At 44.8% G+C, this 19,730-nt stretch carries 18 protein-coding genes; 13 read left to right on the top strand and 5 right to left on the bottom strand.

What is annotated here, in order from left to right; all coding sequences use genetic code 11:
* Positions 1-91: 91 nt before the first annotated feature.
* The 4 genes from GZK95_RS21090 (at position 92) to GZK95_RS21105 (ending at position 5,456) form a co-directional block, all read left to right on the top strand.
* Entirely contained in the window at positions 92-1,840 is a 1,749-nt protein-coding gene (locus GZK95_RS21090; RefSeq protein ID WP_075705577.1) for an SgrR family transcriptional regulator, read from the top strand.
* A 383-nt stretch (positions 1,841-2,223) separates the two neighbouring features.
* On the top strand, positions 2,224-3,213 hold the full coding sequence (locus GZK95_RS21095) for an ABC transporter substrate-binding protein (protein ID WP_075705579.1): 990 nt from the start codon (positions 2,224-2,226) through the stop codon (positions 3,211-3,213).
* Between the two features lie 88 nt (positions 3,214-3,301).
* A complete protein-coding gene (locus GZK95_RS21100; RefSeq protein ID WP_075705581.1) occupies positions 3,302-4,201 on the top strand; it encodes an ABC transporter permease in 900 nt (299 codons plus the stop codon).
* Positions 4,194-5,456 carry a quaternary amine ABC transporter ATP-binding protein gene (locus GZK95_RS21105; protein ID WP_075714462.1) on the top strand — a complete coding sequence of 421 codons (1,263 nt, stop codon included), beginning with the start codon at positions 4,194-4,196 and terminating at the stop codon, positions 5,454-5,456. Before GZK95_RS21100 ends, GZK95_RS21105 begins: the two co-directional genes overlap by 8 nt.
* Before the next feature lie 49 nt (positions 5,457-5,505).
* Here the strand turns inward: GZK95_RS21105 and GZK95_RS21110 are convergent, their stop codons facing one another.
* Positions 5,506-6,213: a lipoate--protein ligase family protein gene (locus tag GZK95_RS21110; RefSeq protein WP_075714460.1), complete on the bottom strand. Its 708-nt coding sequence runs from the start codon at positions 6,211-6,213 to the stop codon at positions 5,506-5,508.
* A 304-nt stretch (positions 6,214-6,517) separates the two neighbouring features.
* Here GZK95_RS21110 and GZK95_RS21115 point away from each other — a divergent pair, with 304 nt between their 5' ends.
* The 7 genes from GZK95_RS21115 to GZK95_RS21145 all read left to right on the top strand — a co-directional run bounded on the left by GZK95_RS21115 (position 6,518) and on the right by GZK95_RS21145 (position 11,980).
* Positions 6,518-7,144, top strand: a complete 627-nt coding sequence (locus GZK95_RS21115) for an HAD family hydrolase (protein ID WP_075714458.1) — start codon at positions 6,518-6,520, stop codon at positions 7,142-7,144.
* A gap of 109 nt (positions 7,145-7,253) precedes the next feature.
* Positions 7,254-8,087, top strand: coding sequence for an arylamine N-acetyltransferase family protein (locus tag GZK95_RS21120; RefSeq protein WP_075714456.1), 834 nt, complete (start codon positions 7,254-7,256; stop codon positions 8,085-8,087).
* Positions 8,088-8,237: 150 nt separating this feature from the next.
* Positions 8,238-8,555 (top strand): MazG nucleotide pyrophosphohydrolase domain-containing protein, encoded by a 318-nt coding sequence (locus GZK95_RS21125; RefSeq protein WP_075705593.1) that lies wholly within the window; start codon positions 8,238-8,240, stop codon positions 8,553-8,555.
* A gap of 59 nt (positions 8,556-8,614) precedes the next feature.
* Complete coding sequence (locus GZK95_RS21130) at positions 8,615-9,256, top strand: HAD-IB family hydrolase (RefSeq protein ID WP_075714454.1); 642 nt, start codon at positions 8,615-8,617, stop codon at positions 9,254-9,256.
* A gap of 30 nt (positions 9,257-9,286) precedes the next feature.
* The gene (locus GZK95_RS21135; RefSeq protein WP_075705597.1) at positions 9,287-9,604 is read left to right on the top strand and encodes a cupin domain-containing protein; all 318 of its coding nucleotides are present in this window, start codon (positions 9,287-9,289) and stop codon (positions 9,602-9,604) included.
* A 127-nt stretch (positions 9,605-9,731) separates the two neighbouring features.
* Positions 9,732-10,550 (top strand): hypothetical protein, encoded by an 819-nt coding sequence (locus tag GZK95_RS21140; RefSeq protein ID WP_075714452.1) that lies wholly within the window; start codon positions 9,732-9,734, stop codon positions 10,548-10,550.
* Between the two features lie 290 nt (positions 10,551-10,840).
* Positions 10,841-11,980 carry an iron-containing alcohol dehydrogenase gene (locus GZK95_RS21145; RefSeq protein ID WP_075714450.1) on the top strand — a complete coding sequence of 380 codons (1,140 nt, stop codon included), beginning with the start codon at positions 10,841-10,843 and terminating at the stop codon, positions 11,978-11,980.
* A gap of 98 nt (positions 11,981-12,078) precedes the next feature.
* Here GZK95_RS21145 and GZK95_RS21150 read toward each other — a convergent pair whose 3' ends face one another.
* The 3 genes from GZK95_RS21150 to GZK95_RS21160 all read right to left on the bottom strand — a co-directional run bounded on the left by GZK95_RS21150 (position 12,079) and on the right by GZK95_RS21160 (position 15,681).
* The gene (locus GZK95_RS21150) at positions 12,079-12,705 is read right to left on the bottom strand and encodes a LysE family translocator (protein ID WP_075714448.1); all 627 of its coding nucleotides are present in this window, start codon (positions 12,703-12,705) and stop codon (positions 12,079-12,081) included.
* Positions 12,706-12,897: 192 nt separating this feature from the next.
* Positions 12,898-14,085 carry a C45 family autoproteolytic acyltransferase/hydolase gene (locus tag GZK95_RS21155; RefSeq protein ID WP_075714446.1) on the bottom strand — a complete coding sequence of 396 codons (1,188 nt, stop codon included), beginning with the start codon at positions 14,083-14,085 and terminating at the stop codon, positions 12,898-12,900.
* A 204-nt stretch (positions 14,086-14,289) separates the two neighbouring features.
* Entirely contained in the window at positions 14,290-15,681 is a 1,392-nt protein-coding gene (locus GZK95_RS21160; RefSeq protein ID WP_075714444.1) for an MATE family efflux transporter, read from the bottom strand.
* 282 nt (positions 15,682-15,963) lie between these two features.
* On the opposite strand from GZK95_RS21160, the gene GZK95_RS21165 reads away from it, so the two are divergent.
* On the top strand, positions 15,964-16,710 hold the full coding sequence (locus GZK95_RS21165) for a class I SAM-dependent DNA methyltransferase (RefSeq protein WP_139315042.1): 747 nt from the start codon (positions 15,964-15,966) through the stop codon (positions 16,708-16,710).
* A 70-nt stretch (positions 16,711-16,780) separates the two neighbouring features.
* On the opposite strand, the gene GZK95_RS21170 is transcribed toward GZK95_RS21165, so the two are convergent.
* Positions 16,781-17,527, bottom strand: coding sequence for a class I SAM-dependent methyltransferase (locus tag GZK95_RS21170; protein ID WP_075714442.1), 747 nt, complete (start codon positions 17,525-17,527; stop codon positions 16,781-16,783).
* Between the two features lie 363 nt (positions 17,528-17,890).
* On the opposite strand from GZK95_RS21170, the gene GZK95_RS21175 reads away from it, so the two are divergent.
* Positions 17,891-19,531, top strand: a complete 1,641-nt coding sequence (locus tag GZK95_RS21175) for a methyl-accepting chemotaxis protein (protein WP_075713778.1) — start codon at positions 17,891-17,893, stop codon at positions 19,529-19,531.
* Positions 19,532-19,730: the final 199 nt, after the last annotated feature.

Consider the following 19,730-nt stretch of genomic DNA (forward strand, 5'->3'; position numbering starts at 1 on the left):
TTTGGTTAATTATCAACCACAAACCGTGCTGTTTGCCCAATTTAAGGAACAGAATCGAGAAAACATTGCTCTATTTTGAAGGGTGACGTTGATGTCTGATTTAAACCTACTCCGTTATTATGCTCGTCTGACACCGCTGGGGTCGGATCAAGATATTAAGATCGCACTCGCTGATGTAGCCAATACTCTATTTACCAGCACTCGGCACGCACGAAATTTACTTGGCGACATGCACAAACTTGATTGGTTAAGCTGGACTCCTAAAGTTGGGCGTAATCAACGCTCTACACTACGGCTTAAGATTGAGTTAAAAGAGTTAAAAATCCAGCTTGCAACCAAACGCATCGAACAGGGCAAGTACGAAAAAGCGTTATCAATTTTAGATAATGACGAACGCGCCTTTGGTCTTTTACTCCAGTCGACCTCTGGTGCCTCTTTTCGTGAAGGACGGCTGCATATTCAGTTAACCTATAAGCGCCCGTTCGAACAATTGGTTCCCCACCAACGACACCGCTCAAGTGAGCGCTATTTGATCCGCCAAATCTATTGCTGTTTGGTCAGTTGTGACTTCGAAGGACGACTAGAACCACAGCTTGCTCATCACTGGCAACAGGATGAACAAGCGCAACAATGGACTTTTTATTTAAGACCGGGGCTCACCTTTCACAACGGCACCGCCATCAATGCTCACACCATTGCTGAGTTGTTTACACGCTTACTAGAACTGGAACACTATCATCCTGATCTCGACCACTTAGTCGATATTTCAGCCCCCATGGACAATAAAGTGGTGTTTACACTTTCTCAGCCAGATCAAGGCTTTGCTGGTCTTTTATCCGGGATTAAGTTTTCCATCCAGCCACTCTCACAATTGCAAGAAAACTATCAAGGTCCGGTGGTAGGAAGTGGGGTCTTTGAAGTTATAGAACATTCCAACACTAGGCTCTGCCTACAAGCTTTTGAGCAATATTACGCATGCCGCGCGCTGACCGACTTAGTCACGATTTGGCAATTAGACGAAAAAGAACTCAAACAGAAGCAGATTGAAACCAACCAATCAAGCAGTCAAAGTCATCATGCTTGTCACTACTATCTAACCTCTGAAGGGGACAATACAGCGGAAGCAGTGCAACATACTAGAATCGAAGATGGTTGTATGTTTTTACTGTTTAATCAACGCAGTAGTAGGCCACTCGACACTTTACAGCAGCGTTACCTATCGAGCGTGATTACGCCAGAAAGCACTTACCGCCATTTGCAACAAGAGCGAAAGACGTTTGGTAGTGAAAATGCTTACAACTTGCTACCACAGTGGCATAAAGTCATACGCCCGATTGCCGAACCCTGCTCATTGCCAAGTAAAATCAGCATTGCTGTCTACGATTACAACTCGTTAATCAACTGCGCCTATGCTGTTGCTGAGCAACTTAAACTATTGGGCATTGAGGTTGTCGTGAACATTTACTCGTTTAGAGAGTTGAATCAACGCTCGGAAAGACACCAGTTGCTTGAAGACTTGATTGTTCACAATATTAACCTTGATGACAATCGCCACTCATCAGCATTTGGCAGCCTATTTCATAACCCAATTTTACAAGCCAGTATTGGTGACAAGGCGCAAGCTTGGTTGTCTGAGTCACTCAAACATTTACGCGCTAATACCCCACTCGAGCATTATTTAGATGCCCTTGAGCCCATCGCATCATCATTGATTAATCAGTATCTGTTGTTGCCCATTTTCCACCATAGACAAACCTTGCGTTTCCACGGCGTTTTAAAAGATGTCGCTCTAACAAACTGGGGTTGGCCGGACATTCGTAACGTTTGGTCAGCCGACTAATTCAACGCTTAATTTGCATATTTATTTCAAGTCCATCACTGTTATTAAATCCATGACGTGATGGACTTTTCCTTTCCATTGCTCATTTCAACACCGCCACCATCCGAGCATTTTTTAACCCCTCGTCAACCCCTACCATAATGCGATCTGGATCAAATCATTAGAATTCTAATTACCATTGTTTCATTAACGATTTAATTCACCCAGCCAAGCCTATTCTCACGGGGGTTTAATTGACCTCAAAAAGCAAAAAAACAGCTTAAATAAGGACTTAAATAGGCATGTAGACTATATCATTTCGCTAAAGTTACATTTCTCAATAGTTTGAACTCTAATAAATATTTAGGTAACCTTATAGCGTACTTTTGAGAAAGGATATCGAAATGAAACTAAAATTCGCGGCTCTGTTGGTCGCTGGATTAGTGTCTGCACATGCGTCTGCTGACGAATGTGGCAAAGTCACCATCGCTGAAATGAACTGGAATTCTGCAAGTTTAATCGCCAATCTAGATCAGTTTATTCTCAACGAAGGATATGGTTGTGAAGCAGAACTCGTCCCGGGTGATACGATGCCAACTGGCGCATCCATGATCGAGAAGAGTCAACCAGATATCGCTCCTGAGATGTGGACCAATGCTCTTAAAGAATCCCTTGACCGTGGTGTCGCAGAAAAACGCTTACGCTATGCGGGTAAGGCGTTAGTCGAAGGTGGTGAAGAAGGTTTTTGGGTACCGAAGTACATGGTTGAAAAATACCCTGAGCTAGCCACTATCGAAGGTGTCAAAAAACACGTCAGCCTTTTCCCTCATCCTGAAGATTCAGAAACGAGCGCATTCTATAGCTGCCCAGCGGGTTGGAACTGTCAAATCAGCGCAGGCAATCTTTTCAAAGCAATGGATCTTGATGCAGCGGGCTTCACTATCGTTGATCCAGGTTCAAGTGCGGGATTATCTGGCTCTATCGCCAAAGCGTTTGCCCGTGAAGAAGCATGGTTTGGTTACTACTGGGCACCAACGGCCATTTTGGGTAAATACGAAATGGTGAAAGTGGACTTTGGTTCTGGCGTCGATAAAGATCAATACCTCAACTGCATCAGCAAAGAAGAGTGTGATTCGCCAAAACCGACTATGTACCCACCATCACCTGTTAGCACTGTCGTAACTGAAGATTTTGCTACGCGCGTACCTGTTGTTCAGGATTACCTCAATAAACGTGGCTTCACCAATGACCAAATGAACCAACTGCTTGCATGGATGGAAGATAACCAAGCAAGTGGCGAAGACGCCATGTTCCACTTCTTAGAAACCTACCCTGACACATGGAAGCAATGGCTACCAAAAGAGGTTGCTGACAAAGTCGCGCAAGCACTTTAAGCCCTCGACTAACCCAATACAGACTTAACACTCACATCTGTAGTTCTGAAGCGGCACCTGCCGCTTCAGTATTGATAAGGAACTTAACATGTCTGACAACAGCTGGCTCAGCGAATTTCCGCAAATGGAACGCGCCGATCTACGAGCCATTCGTAAAACACTTGATGGGGCGTACCGCGACTTTTCTCGCGAGTATGGAGACCTAATAGAATCCATTTTTGACCCACTTCTCTCTTTTCTGGTTTGGTTTGAAAAGCTGCTCCTCTCCACACCTTGGTTTATTGTTTTAGCAGCCTGTTGTGCTCTGGTTTACGCCGCAAGTCGCTCTTGGAAGTTGGTGGTAGGCTGTGCTGTATCACTGCTACTGATCGGCTACTTTGGCATGTGGGATGACACCATGCGCACACTCAGCATCATCACTGTCTGTACCATGCTCGCCATTGTGCTCGGTATCCCTATTGGTATTGCTATGGCTCGTTCAAACCGAGTTCAATCCGTGGTTACACCAATGCTCGATATCATGCAAACCATGCCTGCTTTCGTCTACCTGATTCCGGTTGTAATGCTGTTAGGTATCGGCAAGATCCCAGGTCTTATCGCGGTGGTCATTTACGCGATTCCACCCGTAATTCGCTTAACGAACCTAGGGATTCGCCTAGTCGACAAAGAAGTACTCGAGGCTGCCACCGCTTTTGGAGCCAGCAAGAAACAGCGCCTATTTGGCGTGCAACTACCACTTGCAATGCCCACGATAATGGCCGGGATCAACCAAACCATTATGATGGCACTCTCGATGGTCGTTATCGCTTCGATGATCGGTGTAAAAGGCTTAGGCCAACCCGTACTAAAATCGATCACCAACCAGTACTTCACTTTGGGTCTACTCAATGGCTTTGCCATTGTCGCACTGGCCATCTTGTTTGACCGAGCTTCACAAGCCTATGCCAAACGAACTCAAGCGCATTTAGGAGATCTAAAGCATGACTAAACCATTAATTGAGATCACCGGTCTGTACAAGGTGTTTGGTCGAGCACCTAAAAGTGTGATGGAGCAGGTTAAACGCGGTGACAGCAAAGAGCAGGTACTGGCTGAAACAGGTCATACTGTCGGCTTAAAAGATATCAACTTGAACATTAATCAAGGTGAAATCTTCGTGATTATGGGGCTTTCAGGCTCTGGTAAATCGACTCTTATTCGTCACTTTAACCGCTTAATAGACCCCACTGAGGGGAAAATCATGGTGGAAGGCATCGACGTTATGCAGCTTTCCAACCAAGAGTTGGAAGAGTTTCGTCGTCATAAAATGTCGATGGTTTTCCAGCGTTTTGGCCTGCTTCCCCATCGCACCGTGATTGACAACGTATCATATGGCCTAGAAATCCAAGGTATTGAGAAAACGGAGCGCTATCAACGTGCCCAAAATTGGCTCGATACCGTTGGATTGAAAGGCTATGAAAAGCAATATCCTGCCCAGTTGTCGGGCGGCCAGCAGCAACGTGTGGGACTCGCCCGCGCACTCGCCACCGATGCAGAAATATTGCTGATGGATGAAGCCTTCTCCGCGCTTGATCCACTTATTCGCAGTGAAATGCAAGACCAGTTAATCGAGCTTCAAGAAAAGCTCCACAAAACCATTATCTTTATTACGCACGACCTAGACGAAGCACTACGCATTGGCGATCGCATCGCGATCTTAAAAGATGGTGTTTTGGTTCAGCAAGGGACACCAGATGAAATCTTACTCACCCCTGCCGACGATTATGTAGAGGCCTTTGTTAAAGATGTAAACCGTGCACGGGCGTTGACCGTTGAAACGGTCATGCAGCCACCAGCATTGCGCATTACCGCCTCAACACTCGAAGAGGCGTTGCTGCAGATGAAGAAATCCAAGCACGACTACGGTTATCACGTCACCGAAGATGGCTATCAAGGTTTGGTTACCCAAGAAAGCCTGATTGACGCGGTCCAAGACCCTGACAGTGATGATTGGTGTGAAGAAATGTACGAGTCAGTACCGGTTGTTTCTCCGGATACCGCAATTGAAGAAGTACTGACTGAAACGATCTCTTCTGACTACTCACTTCCGGTTGTAGACGAAGAAGGTAACTTGCAAGGGGAACTAGAGCGTAGTGCTGTCGCCGAAATTTTCTCTGAATCAAATGGTGATGACTCCAATCCCGCCCAAGAGGATCCGGACACACCAAAAGATCCCAATGACCCCAAGCTAGACAAAGTTAGCTAAGCGAGTCCAAATTTAACATGAATCCCTCAACCGCCGTTGAGGGATTCTTTTATCGAGGCGCATGGGCTAAAAAGGCATCGGTCAATCGTTGGAATAAGAAGTCGACGCTAGGCCGTTCAGTCATATGATTGAACAAACTAGTATGCACGTTAGCTTCGATCTGAGCGGGATAGTGACAAATTCGATTGCAGACAATGACGGGCTCGACGATGCGCTCTACGTCCGCATCAATGATGATACAAGCCTGCGATAACACCACTCTCCCACCATCTTTTTTCAGCAGCACTCGCTGCGCAGTTCCCACGATCTTCTGCCCATTGATATTGAGATTGTAATCACCATCACAATAGGAATTTGGCGTCGCATGAACGTCGACATTGATGCCCAATGTTCTAAAAAACTCACTGAGTATATTGCATAGCTGCATATACGCGGTTTTTATGTCGTAGGGCTTGTCATCACTGCATGTATAAATATGGGATAAGTTAATGATCCCCGGCAACTGAGGGACTGGCGCACCGCCTGTTTTGCGTGCTGTCAGTTGCCAGCCTAGCTCTGATAACGTATCAACAAGCTCTTCACTAACCGCCCATTTCTTACCAGCTGGTAAGACTAGAGTCGGCTGCTTTGCTTGCCAAAGTAACAACACTTGCTCAAGTTGGTTGCTCTTCACCTGCTCAATGAGTTGATGCTCTTTATCAAACAGTGCTTGTGCTTCGATCGCCGCAAACCGGATAATTTTGTTTTTCGTTGCCATATTGCACCTTTGTTTTGTGTTTGATAATAACTTTAGACATTCAGCAGGCAATAAAAGCGGGAAGAATTTAGATCGACTTACAATTTCAACCAGCGCCAATATATACAGAACAGATATTAACCACTAAACTTATGAAACAACAGTGAATTAGTCTAACGTCGAGGCTCTCTCCCTTATTCATAACTCTTAAAGTAATCTGTTAAGTCATCACGTAGTACTGCCTTGCAATAACAAGAGTTCGAGAGATTCTGACTATCTGACATCACTAACACAACCCGTTGAAATTGTTTTTTGGGAGAACAGGATGTCATCAAAGAGCATTGAAAATATCATCTTCGATATCGGCAACGTTATCGTTCGTTGGTCACCCGGCGAAATCATTCGTCTTACGTTTGGAGATTCGCCTCGTGCGACAAGCCTGACCAAGCAAATCTTTCAATCAACGATTTGGCAAGCCGCCAATCGTGGTGAGTTAAGTGAAGAGCAAGTCAAGGTTGCGCTGCAAAAAGAGTTTGGTCTCTCCTCAGTTCAAGCTGAAAAACTCGGTTACTACGTCAAACATACTCAGCTTGAGCTGTATGGTTCTGTTGACTTAATCAAGCAAGTTAAAGAGTCAGGTTATAAAGTTTATGCCCTGTCGGACAATGTCCACGAGATCGTTGATTACCTCAAACAGCAATACGACTTCTGGTCTCTGTTCGACGGAGTAGTGATCTCTGCTGATGTTGGCTTTCTTAAACCTAGCCAAGAGATCTACCTTTCTTTGTTAGAACAATACCAGTTGAATGCTGAGTCATGTTTGTTTATTGACGATATGGCGTACAACGTCGAAGGCGCGCAAAATGTTGGTATGTCAGCACTGCAGTTTGAGAATGCAGAACAATGCGAACAGGATCTTAAGCGTCTAGGTATATTGAGCGACGAAGAGTAGAGCCCCTCTCCTCATTATACTCTTGAGGCAAAAATAACGCTTTACCTCAACTTAGGTTGAGGTTTTATCATGCCTATTCATTCAATACGCATAGACAAAGATCTCACTGATGACTGACAACACCTTAAACGTATACGAGCCTATCGAGCAATACCTCGCAGCACTCGAAGTGCCGCAAAATTTAACGGGCCTTGCTCAAGTTAACTACATGATCCAAAAACATCTTTCGATGTTCGCCTTCAGTAGTATCAACGTAATGCTTGAACGGGAACTTCCGCTAGATATTGCCGACATTGTCGATCGCATCGTGGTAAGAAAACAAGGTGGCTACTGTTTTGAACACAACAAGCTAATGCAAGTGGCGCTAGCGCACCTTGGCTATCAAGTGCGCCCAATTCTCGCTCGTGTCTTGCTCGATGGGAATGAGTATAATCGCCGCTCACACCGACTCACCTTACTCACACTCAATTCTCAAGAGTATGCTGTGGACGTCGGGTTCGGTATTGGTACCCCAAGAGAAGCCTTACCACTCACAAGCCAACATTATCAATGGTCGCAAACTCACTGTCGCCTTTGTGCCATTCAAGGGCAAGATTATCGCGTCGAACAGTTGATACTCGATAACTGGCAAACCATGTATCGCTTTGATCTCAGTGAGACAACAGAGGCCGACTGCGATGCTAGCCATTTCTACACCCATAAGTTTCCTCAGAGCAACTTCGTCAACAATCTCGTTGTCTCTTCCATCGACAAAGATAAACGGCTATTGGTTAAGCGGTTGGAGCTTTTCGAGTACGATGAACACCAAGGTAGCGAAACTTGCTCACCTATCCGATCTAGCGAGCATCTGTTCCAAGTTATCGTTCACGATATGGGGCTCAACTTTACCAGCGAAGAGATCGAAGAAATATTTGAACATCAGCAATTAAAAGCAAAATCGTAACACTCAGCGTCACAAGACAACGGCTCATAGACAAATTGGTGTTTCGCTTCGATTATGGATACCCTATCCCAAGTACTCTCAAGATACGGTGAAAAGTGAGCGTCACTTGGGGTAAGTTCATCATTTAATTAGATAGTTATAGGGACAACCATGCCAGACTTAAAACCAACTCCTACTTTGGCTGATTTCCAACATTACGTTAGCCAACTGGAAATCGAGCGAGGGTTTGCTGACCAGCCACCACTCGAAAAATGTTTGCTTTTAGGCGAAGAGATTGGCGAGTTGTTCAAAGCAATACGCAAAGCCCAAGGCATTGCTATTGACCCACAATCTAAAGTTGGTGACATTGGCGATGAACTTGCCGACATTTTTATTTATCTTTGCTCTATTGCCAATCGCTACGATATCGACTTAGAGCAAGCTTTTCTAACCAAAGAAGAAAAAAACAAGCAACGTCGTTGGCAATAGCCAGCGATTACACGGCATTGCTTCGCTTGAACCAATTGCTCTGAACCTATACATACCTTATGAACTTAGCTTTATTCGATTTTGACGGCACCATCACCAACCAAGATGCGTTTACCAAGTTTCTATTTTACGCGACACCCAAGTCGCGTACGTTAGCAGGGTTTATCATCGCATCACCGGTAATTGGGTTGTATAAACTCGGCTTACTACCCGCACGTTATACTCGCCCTATTCTTGCCAAAGTTGCTTTTTGGCACCGTTCGGTTGAGCAAGTCGACGCGCTTGCCAGCAAATTTGTTAGCGAGTATTTACCAACAGTACTAAGACCCGAAGCCATAGCAGCACTCAATTGGCATAAACAGCAAGGAGATAGGATTTACCTTATCTCTGCTTCTCTCAATCCTTACCTCGATATTTGGGGTCAACAACAAGGTATTGAAGTGATATGCAGTCGATTAGCGATAAAAAAAGGCCGTTATACCGGCAGTTATGTGGATGGTGACTGTAGCTTAGACAATAAAGTTCGTTTACTCAAAAAACGCTTAGTGAGCCAGCAAATTACTCTTAATCAGTTTGACAAAATATACGCCTACGGTGATACCTATGAAGATATCCCAATGTTAGAACTTGCCGATGAAAAGATGTTCAATTGGCAAAAAGTCACCAACACTGAGCAGATACAACAGCGATTAGCCAAGTAACTCATTGCTCACAATCTACTGAGAGGCGCTATGAATAACCTATTCTCCTGTATTCCTCCATTTCTCGACCACGAGCAGTTTCGCGACATTGTTAAAACCGATCAGATTCGAATCGAACGCATTGTCTCTTATGGTCAAAGTTCTCCGGAGCAAGGTTGGTATGAGCAAGATGAAAATGAATGGGTGATGGTATTAACTGGCTTCGGCATTATCGAATATGACAATGGAGAACGCTTCGAGCTCAAACAAGGCGACTATCTCAATATTGCCGCTCATCAAAAACATCGTGTCACGGCAACATCAGACAAAGAGCCGACCGTTTGGCTAGCCGTATTTTACCCAGATTAGCGGCACAATTACCCGCATAACACCAAAAGGTGAATACGTTACGTCTGTCGCATATGGATAGAAGTATGTTGTTAATAATCATTAAATTAGACAGACTTTGAGCTATTAAACTGACAGAGGTATCGTTATGAAACGTAAGGCTTTAGTGGCTTCTAGCTTGGTGTTCGTTGCATTAGTCATGGTGCTCACTAAACCAAACTCTGAAGGCTTGCAATTGCCTGACTGCGACGTTACCCCCATTGTTGATACCGAAGTCAGTTTTATTGTCGATAAAGATGTGCTTAACGCGAACAGCAAAGAAGCCGTTAAACGCTACTTTACACAATCACTTCATCACTCTAACTTAGTCCTGAAAAACTCCTGCATCCCTATGACTCGCTCTTTAGGGAGCATCACATACGTAGAACTAAACAAAAGTAACCTTGAAAGTCTCTACGCTTTACATAAACAGTTGGAAGTAAATCTAGGCATTGATGATCTCGATAGCTCTTACCCTGCGCCAAATCAGATATATGGGTTGGTTTTGCCTAAAACGATAGCGGACATTGCCGATCTTACTGGGCAGGTTGAAGTTAACTTAAGCCGCAAATTCTTTACCATCACGTTTGATAACGGCATCGATTTAATAGAGCATGAACTTGGGCATCTATCTTGGGCGCAACATAAAGACGGGCACCCACATAATCTTGGTAAATGGCTAGAATCGGTCATTCTTCCCCAATACCACCACTTATTGAAACCTTATGCCCGAGCTTTTAAGTGTGGCACTAGCGGAACCATCATGAGCTACGAAGACAATATTTTACCAGTCTACTCTAGCCCAAATATCTTCAATCAAGGTCAACGCTGTGGTGATCCAGAGAACGGGGACAATGCTAGAGCAGTTACCGAACACGCTCACCGTATCGCGGAAGAGATGGAAAACTATACTGTCGATAAAGGGTAATTGACCCGACTAGATTCACAGCAAAGTTCTTCTAGAGTTAGTGCGATGTTTATCGAAAGTCATCCTCATAGCAATTGACTTTGAAAAACTTAGCAGACCGACGCATTTGAATTTAAGCCAATGATTTGCAGTGATTTTTCATTCAATTTGATAAGAGAGTCCTAAATTTTCAAGTCAAAATAAGTCCCTATCATTCACCTGTTACCCGACATGATACGGATCAATTTCGCATTCATAAGCCAAGTTAATATTTCCTCAGTTTGTATTAAAATTAGACTGAAGGAAAAAACATGAACATGTTTAAAATCCCTGAGAGCATCTACTTTGGTGAGAATGCTATGGATGCTCTCAAAACCCTACAAGGTCGTAAAGCGGTCATCGTCACCGGTGGTAGTTCAATGAAAAAGTTTGGCTTTATTGCCCAAACACAAGAACTCCTTGGTGCAGCAGGTATTGATTCGATTGTTTTTGATGGCGTAGAACCAAACCCATCGGTTCAAACCGTCGTCAAAGGTGCTCAAGCCATGCGTGACTTTGAACCAGATTGGATCATTGCAATCGGTGGTGGTTCGGCTTTAGATGCGGCGAAAATTATGTGGTGTTTCTATGAGCACCCACAATTGGGCTTTGAGGATATTATCCCTGTTGGTTCAATGCCAGCACTGCGTAACAAAGCTAAGTTTGTCGCGATTCCATCGACCAGCGGTACCGCTTCTGAGATCACCGCATTTTCAGTGATCACTGATATGGAAAACCATATTAAGTACCCAATTGTATCGGCGCATATCGTGCCAGATGTCGCAATCATTGACCCAGCGCTGCCTGCAAAAATGCCGCCACATATTACTGCAAACACCGGTATGGATGTGATGGCGCATGCTTTAGAGGCGTTTGTTTCTACAGTGGCAAACGACTACTCCGATCCACTCGCCATGCGTGCCGTTAAGTTAGTGTTTGAAAACATTGAAACCGCCTACAAGCAAGGCGACGATATGGCTGCTCGTGACAACATGCACAATGCCTCAACGCTGGCAGGCATGGCTTTCTCTAACGTTTCATTAGGCTTAGTGCATTCACTCGCGCATAAAATCGGTGGCGAGTTTGCGGTAACTCACGGCTTAGCGAACGCTATCTTGATGCCTTATATCATTGAGTACAATAAGCAATCGACTGATAAATATGCAGAAATCGAACGCTATCTTGGCATTGACGCGATTGAAAACGAGCTGCGCGCTCTTAACGCTAAGCTCGATATTCCATTGACGTTCAAAGATGTGACTGAAGTTGATATTAAAGAGGAAGAGTTCCTTGCAGTACTCGATCGCATGAGCCAAAACGCCTTCGACGACCCATGTACACTAACCAACCCGGGAACACCAACACCTGCTGACGTTAAAGAAATCTATCGCCGCGCATACTTTGGTGAATAACCGCCAGGCATTTCCATAACTTACTACCCTCATGTAGTAACCATTGCCCCGCTTCGCGGGGCCTTTTTTTTTGATCCGCGAGATTGTGGTCTTATTGACTATTCTTGACGCATCAATGCTACTGCCAATCCAGAGCCAATAAAAGTTAACCCTCCACCAATGTTAAGAGCAGAGACAACTCGTGGTTTTTGCTTAAACCAGTGTGCTAATTGAGAAGAAAATACACCCATCAGGCTAAATCCTACCGCCGTCAGCAGCGCGAACCACACCCCATAAACGACCATTTGCACAGTTACGGAACCAAGCTGAGGGTTAACAAACTGAGGAATAAACGCAAGGACAAATAGCCCAGGCTTAGGATTTAGCGCGGCGGAAAGGAAACCAGTGGTAAATATCGTTTTAAGTGATTGCGGCTCGGCTTGTTCAAGGCTAAACAAGCTTTTTGAGCGCAGAACTTTCACCCCAAGCCAAATCAAATACGCAGCACCGACTAACTTGACAATATAGAATGCGATTTCAGAGGTTTGAATCAACAACGTTAAACCAAATGTTGCCGCAAAAACGTGAAGCAAAATACCACTACCAGAAGAGCACCCCGATACCCAAGCCGCCAATTTACCTTGGCTCAATCCACGTGCAATCGCCAAAAGATTATCAGGCCCTGGAGATATCACTAACAATAAGCAGGCTAAGGTATAAGGAATAAAAATATCCAATGGAAACATGATGACTCCCTGTCGTTAATATGAAATGACACCAATAACCCTACCTGAGACTTAGCTGTAAATACGAGCCATTATTGACCAAATTTTCCACTATCTAACACATAATCTGTGTCACTTTTGCAAATCGCTAAAAAAGAAAAAGCCAGAGATAGCGACCTCTGGCTTTCGTTATTTTATCTCGTTAATCGATGATTAGTAGTTAGTCATATGCACGGGTTCGTGCTCGCTATCGGTCTGGAAGTACACATCTACTTTCTTACCGTTCACTTTATAGTAAGTGTTGGTCACTGTGCCCATCATCTCTCCACGTCCTTTCCACAAAGGTTTGCTTTGAAGCAGTTTACGTACATCTGATTCAGCCGTATTCACCGATGCGTTCGCCATAAATTTTGACGCGGCATCTTGGCGAGCAAGAGAGTGCGCAGCGAATGCCTCATCAACAAAGTCAGCCGTTTCACCGTAAATCGAATGGTTCGCGTGCGCTTTGTAGTCACCTTCGCTGTAGTTCACTTTACCGCCATATGTGTTCTCAATGTTCATCGCTGGTTTGTTTGCCGATGCAACCGTGTAAGTAAAGAACGCCGTGTACTCTGGGTATTTATCGAACACCGATTTAATGCCTTGGTAGCTTTCCTCGTTGTACACATCCCAGCTAAGGTAAAATGATGGCGTCGCTGTATCACTTAAGATCTCTCCGCCGTCCTTTTCACGCAACGTACCTTGGTCAGCCATGGTGTTCATCGTCATCACCTGAGCACCTTTGGTCACACCACCATAAGGGATAAGACCTGCCCAAGTTTGAATTAGACGGGTTTTACCATCAGTATCCGTGTGCTTAAGCATTAGCAGACCCGTGTAGTTAACGCCCATATAGTCAAAGTTCGATGCCGCCCAAGCTTTATCACCCACTGCCGCGACAGCCATTGAGGTACATTTTGCTGGCGCAGATGCATCATGGGCTGGTTTCTCTGCCTGTAAGAAACCCATACCACCGTTACGCTGAGATTCTAAGATGGCTTCATCAGACATCGCAACCGCTAACAATAGATTAGGGTTCTTGTTAAGTTCATCGGCAAGACCACGGATATAGGCAGCAGATTCCGGACTCGCTTTCTCTAGCTTAGTGAATACTTGTTGCTTATCGAATGACTGAGATAAAGACTCCGCGCTTAAGCCCGGCAACATCACACCTAGAGTATCGCTGAAGCGCTTGATTGCACTCTCAACTTGATCGCCAGCGACCTCACCAACATGTTTACCAAGCTCATACGTAGAGCCGGTAAACTGTACCTCACCAATTTGATCGGTGTGTTGGATAAGTTCTGCATTAGCATTGAGCGCAATAGCAGAAAGTAACGAAGCTAGAAGAGTCTTTTTCATAGTGTCCTCACGGGATATATCTTTAAACTGAGTTCATCATAAGAAAGACGCTATATCTAAGCATTACAACGGTGTTTAGTAATCGCTAGCAAAGCATTTTGATTGCCAGCGCAAAGCGATAAATGATGGCTTTAAGCCATAAAAAAAGCGCGTCACCTATTTGCAGTCACGCGCTTTATCTTATGGATTGAATTGTATTTGGACTTAACTGGCCGTCACGCCGTTAGCTTCAACCGTGTTGCGGCGCTTAATCACAAAGCGCAGACGTAGCAACATCAGAATGGCGGCGACAGTTAAGCCGGTGAGAATCCCCACCCAAAAACCTTTCTCGCCCATTGCGGGTACAACGTAATCGGTTAGACCGAGCACGACACCCATTGGCAGCGCCAAGCCCCAGTATGACGCAATCGCTAAGAACATCGGAATTTTCGTATCTTTATAGCCACGCAACGCGCCATTGGCTGAAGTTTGCAGCGCGTCACTAAACTGGTACATCGCAGTAAAAACCAGCAAGGTTGCAGCGGTTGCGCTAATTGCGGGATCCGTCGTATATAAACGAATAATCCACTCAGGGAAGAGCAAGAAAATCGTCACTGAAATCAGCGACACCATCGCCGCAACTAAAATGCCGATTTTACTGCGTTCAATCGCACTCTGTTCCTCACGTTCACCCAGTGAATGACCAACACGAATCGTGATACCAAATGAGATACTCATTGGAATCACGTAAGTCAGACTTGAGATATTCAACGCAATCTGCGCAGCCGCAACGTTCTCAGCGCCAATACGACCAATTAACAGAGCGATTACCGCAAAAATGCTGCCACAAACCGCGATATTCATACCAATCGGCAGACCCAATTTGAGCAGATTAAACATCTCTTTAGCGCGGGGTTTTACATCAGCAAATGAGATAATTTTCTTGTAGTGATGATGTCCACGAATGTATGAATAAAGCAAGCCTGACATCACCCAGTAGACCAAACTGGTTGCCCAACCACAGCCAACCGCACCAAGCTCTGGGAAGCCCAGTTTGCCGTAAATAAGTACGTAGTTGACTGGAATATTGAGCAGTAACCCAATCACCGAGATAACCATTGGTACCTTGGTATTGTTCATTCCTTCGCAAAAGCCATTTAAGGTATAGAACAGCGCAATCCCTGGCACTCCAAAAGCGAGAGCAAAAGCATAGTCACTCGCAATAGGGATGATATCAGAAGCAACACCAATCCATTCGAGAATCGGTTTGGCACTCAGCAAGTAGCTGATCAGCAACACGCTAGAGAGCAGCGCAAGCCAAACCATCTGAAAAAACTCAACCGAAATACTGGGAAAATCACGAGCGCCTCGGTGATAAGCCACCACGGGAGTCAGCGCCATAATTATGCCGCGCAGCAATAGTAAAACCGGGATCCAAAGACTACCACCCAGTGCTATCGCCGCAAGATCAGCAGGGCTTACTTGGCCCGCCATAGTGGTATCAACAAACCCCATCGCTTGAGTGGCGATTTGCGTCAAAATAATAGGAATCGACAGATGCATCAAAGCACCCGATTCACGAGTAAAGCGAGAGAAAGGACTTAATGTCGTTTGCATGGTATTTCACAAACACCAATATAAATGCACCAATGATGGCAGGATAGCGGGTGTGCATTTTAGGGTGTGCCCATCGGGCGGCGATAATATAAACAGCTTGCTAAAATCGGTCAAGCATCACGTTTATGATCAAAATCCAATAACATCATGAAAGTGAAACGATTGCTAAAAACACATAAGGTTGACATCAAGAAATAGTTGTTATTTTTTGCTTCGTTCTCAGTCAATGTTGGTATAGCATGCGCAGCCCAATTATTTACGAGCATAACCACTGTGGGAATTATTCCTTCAAACGCCCTCTATACCGACCTTTCAGGTTACTATGATTTGATGTGTGCCGACATCGATTACAAAGCGCAAAGTCACTACGTCAGCCGTCTGCATCAACTATTTGGCAATCAAGGTAAAAAGCACCTTGATCTCGCGTGCGGAACAGGCCCACACATCCGTCACTTTATCGATTTTGGTTATCAAAGCAGTGGGCTTGATCTCAACCAACCAATGCTTGACCTTGCTAAAGTTCGCTGTCCTGAAGCGGATTTTATCTTGCACAATATGTGCGATTTCACCGTCGAGCAGCCACTTGATTTGATTACCTGCTTTCTTTATTCCATCCACTACAGCGATGGTATTGAAAACCTGAAGAAGTGTATCGAAGCCGCCCATGCCGCTTTGGCACAAGGTGGTATGCTCTGTTTTAACTCGGTCAATTGCGACAAAATCGACAACCGTTCCTTCGTTCGCCACAGCGCTAATCATGAAGGCAGTGAGTTTACCTTCAGTTCCGGTTGGAAATACTGCGGTGAAGGAGAACGCCAGTTCTTAACCCTTAGCATCGAAAAACAGTCTGAAACTGAAAAACAGCTTTGGAATGATGAGCACCCAATGGTGGCAGTGAATTATCAAGAGCTAACAGCGTTACTTGAGCCCTATTTTAAAGTGCACATTTTCCAACATGACTATGAAAAGATTCTCCCTTGGGATGGTCAAGCAGGAAACGCGTTCTTCGCTTGCGTAAAACGTGACTAACCAACTTCTCAACTTGGCTCTCAACGCTTTTCTTAAGAGCCAAGTTTTATTCTCCCCGAGCCGATACCAATCAGCTTACCGTAGACAATGGCTTTCGTGCCACCAGCAAGCCAACGCGCTGCTTTCTTAATGTTAAAGCTACTCTTTTGATGCTTGAAAGAGTCCCAAAGTCGTAGCAGGGATGCTCTTCTATTTGGCTAAAGCCTGCTTGTGCGAGCTGTTCTCGCCAAAAACGTGCCGAGTGAAAGCAAACCCCAACACCCGCTGTATTGGCACCGAGTTTCTCTGTGAGTGGCGCTAGAATCTGGCTAGATGTAAGATGGAAAATCAACTGACTGGGAAGATCCTCGCTCAAAGCCCCCTCATAAAAGTTCTCAAAAATCATGATAATACCGCCGGGAGCCAACGAACGATAAGCATCGTGCAGCGCTCGCTGTTGTAAAGCGCAGGTGTCGCGATACCCGCTAGTAACGAAATGATGCAACACCCAATTAAACTGCACCGCATTCAATCCACTGGGTAGCGCAATGTTTTGGAAAGGAGATTGAATAACCTGCTTGCGTCGATTGGGTAGGTTTTTTTCTGCCAATGTTTTTTCCGGCTCCACAACCACCGCCGATGCATTTGGGTAATGGTACAAAAGTTTATCAGCGTATTTACCGTTACCACCTCCCACATCTAACAACCTAAAAGGCGACTGAGAAATTTGGAACTTAGCCAACGCTTGTTTTACCAGTTCAAACATCATGTCATCCACGTACTCTGTATCAAATGCTTGAGTTTGCTGGCTAGAAAGCAATTTTACCGAATCTGTCATGTGATCATCCAAGCCGACGTTAATGGGTTTAGCTTTTTTAACGCATAATCCACACCAGCATAGATAATCTTATTTTTCATTCGTTTATCAACCGAACATTTTCAACTCGCAAATTCAGAACCATTCTGAGAAGCAATTTATGGTTTGACTCTAAGTCCACCGCAGTGGTCAATTGCCTAATGGCAAGAAAAAACACAAATTGGAGCCAAGATAATTGATAATGATTCAAATTCTTTTTTGATAAATCGCTCTTTAAACCTTGTTACCAATCTAATTCCTCTATATAAAAGACCAGAATATAAAAATAACGAATAAGTTTAGTAACAAAAACGTTGTTTTTAGTTGCTTGCTATAGGAAAAAGTATGAATTATCTATCTAAATTGAAAGTAAAGACTCGCCTCGCTATAGGCTTCGGTACTTTGGTTTCGCTGATGATGCTACTAACGGTGTTAGGTATTCAGAAAGTTAACTATATCGACTCCACTTTAGCCGAAGTCACCGATGTAAACTCAGTCAAACAGCGCTATGCCATCAACTATCGAGGCAGTGTTCACGATAGAGCGATTGCCATTCGAGATGTTGCGATTGCCCGCAGCAATGCCGAAGTAAACACACTGGTCAATGAAATTCAGCAACTTAAAGAGTTTTACGATCAGTCAGAGCAAGGCATGCAGAAAATGTTGGCTAGCGGTGTGATGTTTACAAAGCAGGAGCTTGATATTCTGCATAAAATTGATGATATCAAACGTTCAACACTGCCACTCATCGATCAAATTATCGCCGACAAAAAACAAGGTAAGCCCGTCAATGACAGCGTACTTGATAAAGCTCGCCCTGCCTTTATTACTTGGCTAAATCACATCAACCAATTTATTGATTATCAAGAAAAGCTCAACCAAGAGTTGACCCCACAAGCTCGTGAAATGGCAGGCGGATTCCAAAACCTAATGCTCATTCTCAGTGCTATCGCGTTAGTGATTTCTGTGATTGTTGGTGTCGCCATTGAACGCAGTTTTCGTCGTTCTCTAGGCGGTGAACCGCATGATGCACAGCAGGCGATCCAAATGATGGCAGAGGGCGATTTAACTCAACGTCAAGAAAGCAGCTTTTCTGGCAGTATTCTTGATTCACTATCTGCGATGTCAGGGAAATTGATCAACATTGTCGGCAATATTCGCGGGGCTTCCAACATGTTGGCGGAGCAAGTGAAAGAAGTGTCTACCGGGTCTAGTCAAGTACTCGCAACAGCTCAAGATCAAGCCATGTTGACTGAGAGTATGGTGACTAAATTAGATGGTATGCGCACCAGTATTGATGAAATCGCTCATATCGTGAACCTCTCTGAACAAAACTCCGTCGCGACATCTGAGCATGCCGTTGAAGGACGTCAATTGATTGTTTCAGTGGCTGACCAAATGGAAAAAGTCACCAACGCAGTAAACGGCACTGTGGTTCAAGTTAAGCAACTCGAAGCAAAGACCCAAGATATCAGTGGTATCGTCAATATGATCAGTGAAATTTCTGATCAAACGAATTTGCTTGCATTAAACGCTGCTATTGAAGCTGCGCGTGCCGGTGAATCGGGGCGCGGATTTGCCGTGGTGGCTGATGAGGTTCGCAACCTTGCTCAACGCACGGGGGCGGCGACCACACAAATTGAAACCCTACTTAAAGAGGTTCAAGCCCAAACCGTGGCAAGCGTTACTGCAATGGAAAATACCCAACCGCAAGTTGAAGAGTGCCAGCAGAACACCTCTGCTGCGAGTGACCTTCTTGTTGGTATTGAGCAACAAGCGCAAGATACATTAAGCCGCGTACGCGATATCGTAGTCGCGACTCAAGAGCAAGTTGAGGTAGTCAGTGAAGTGGTTACCGCGATGGATCAAATCTCAACCATGTCACGCAGTTCAGTCGAACTAATGACGAACAATGAAGTCGCGGGTCAAAAGCTAAATGAGCTATCTGTGCACCTAGAACAAGAAGTGGCCTACTTTAAGATCTAAGCATCACTTATACTCAAGTAACCTCAAGATGTTTGGTTCAGCGAGAATGACTTGGTTTGTAGGCAAGGCAACGAGTTGAAGGTCTAGTGGTTCTAAACCAAAAATCGTTAACGATGCATACGAACCAAGGAAACTCGCCCTTCGGGAGCTCGTCACTGGCCCGATTTCTACGTCAAACTACTTGAAAATAGGTGGCTAT

The sequence above is a fragment of the Vibrio panuliri genome (assembly GCF_009938205.1).
GTDB classification, from domain to species: Bacteria; Pseudomonadota; Gammaproteobacteria; order Enterobacterales; family Vibrionaceae; genus Vibrio; species Vibrio panuliri.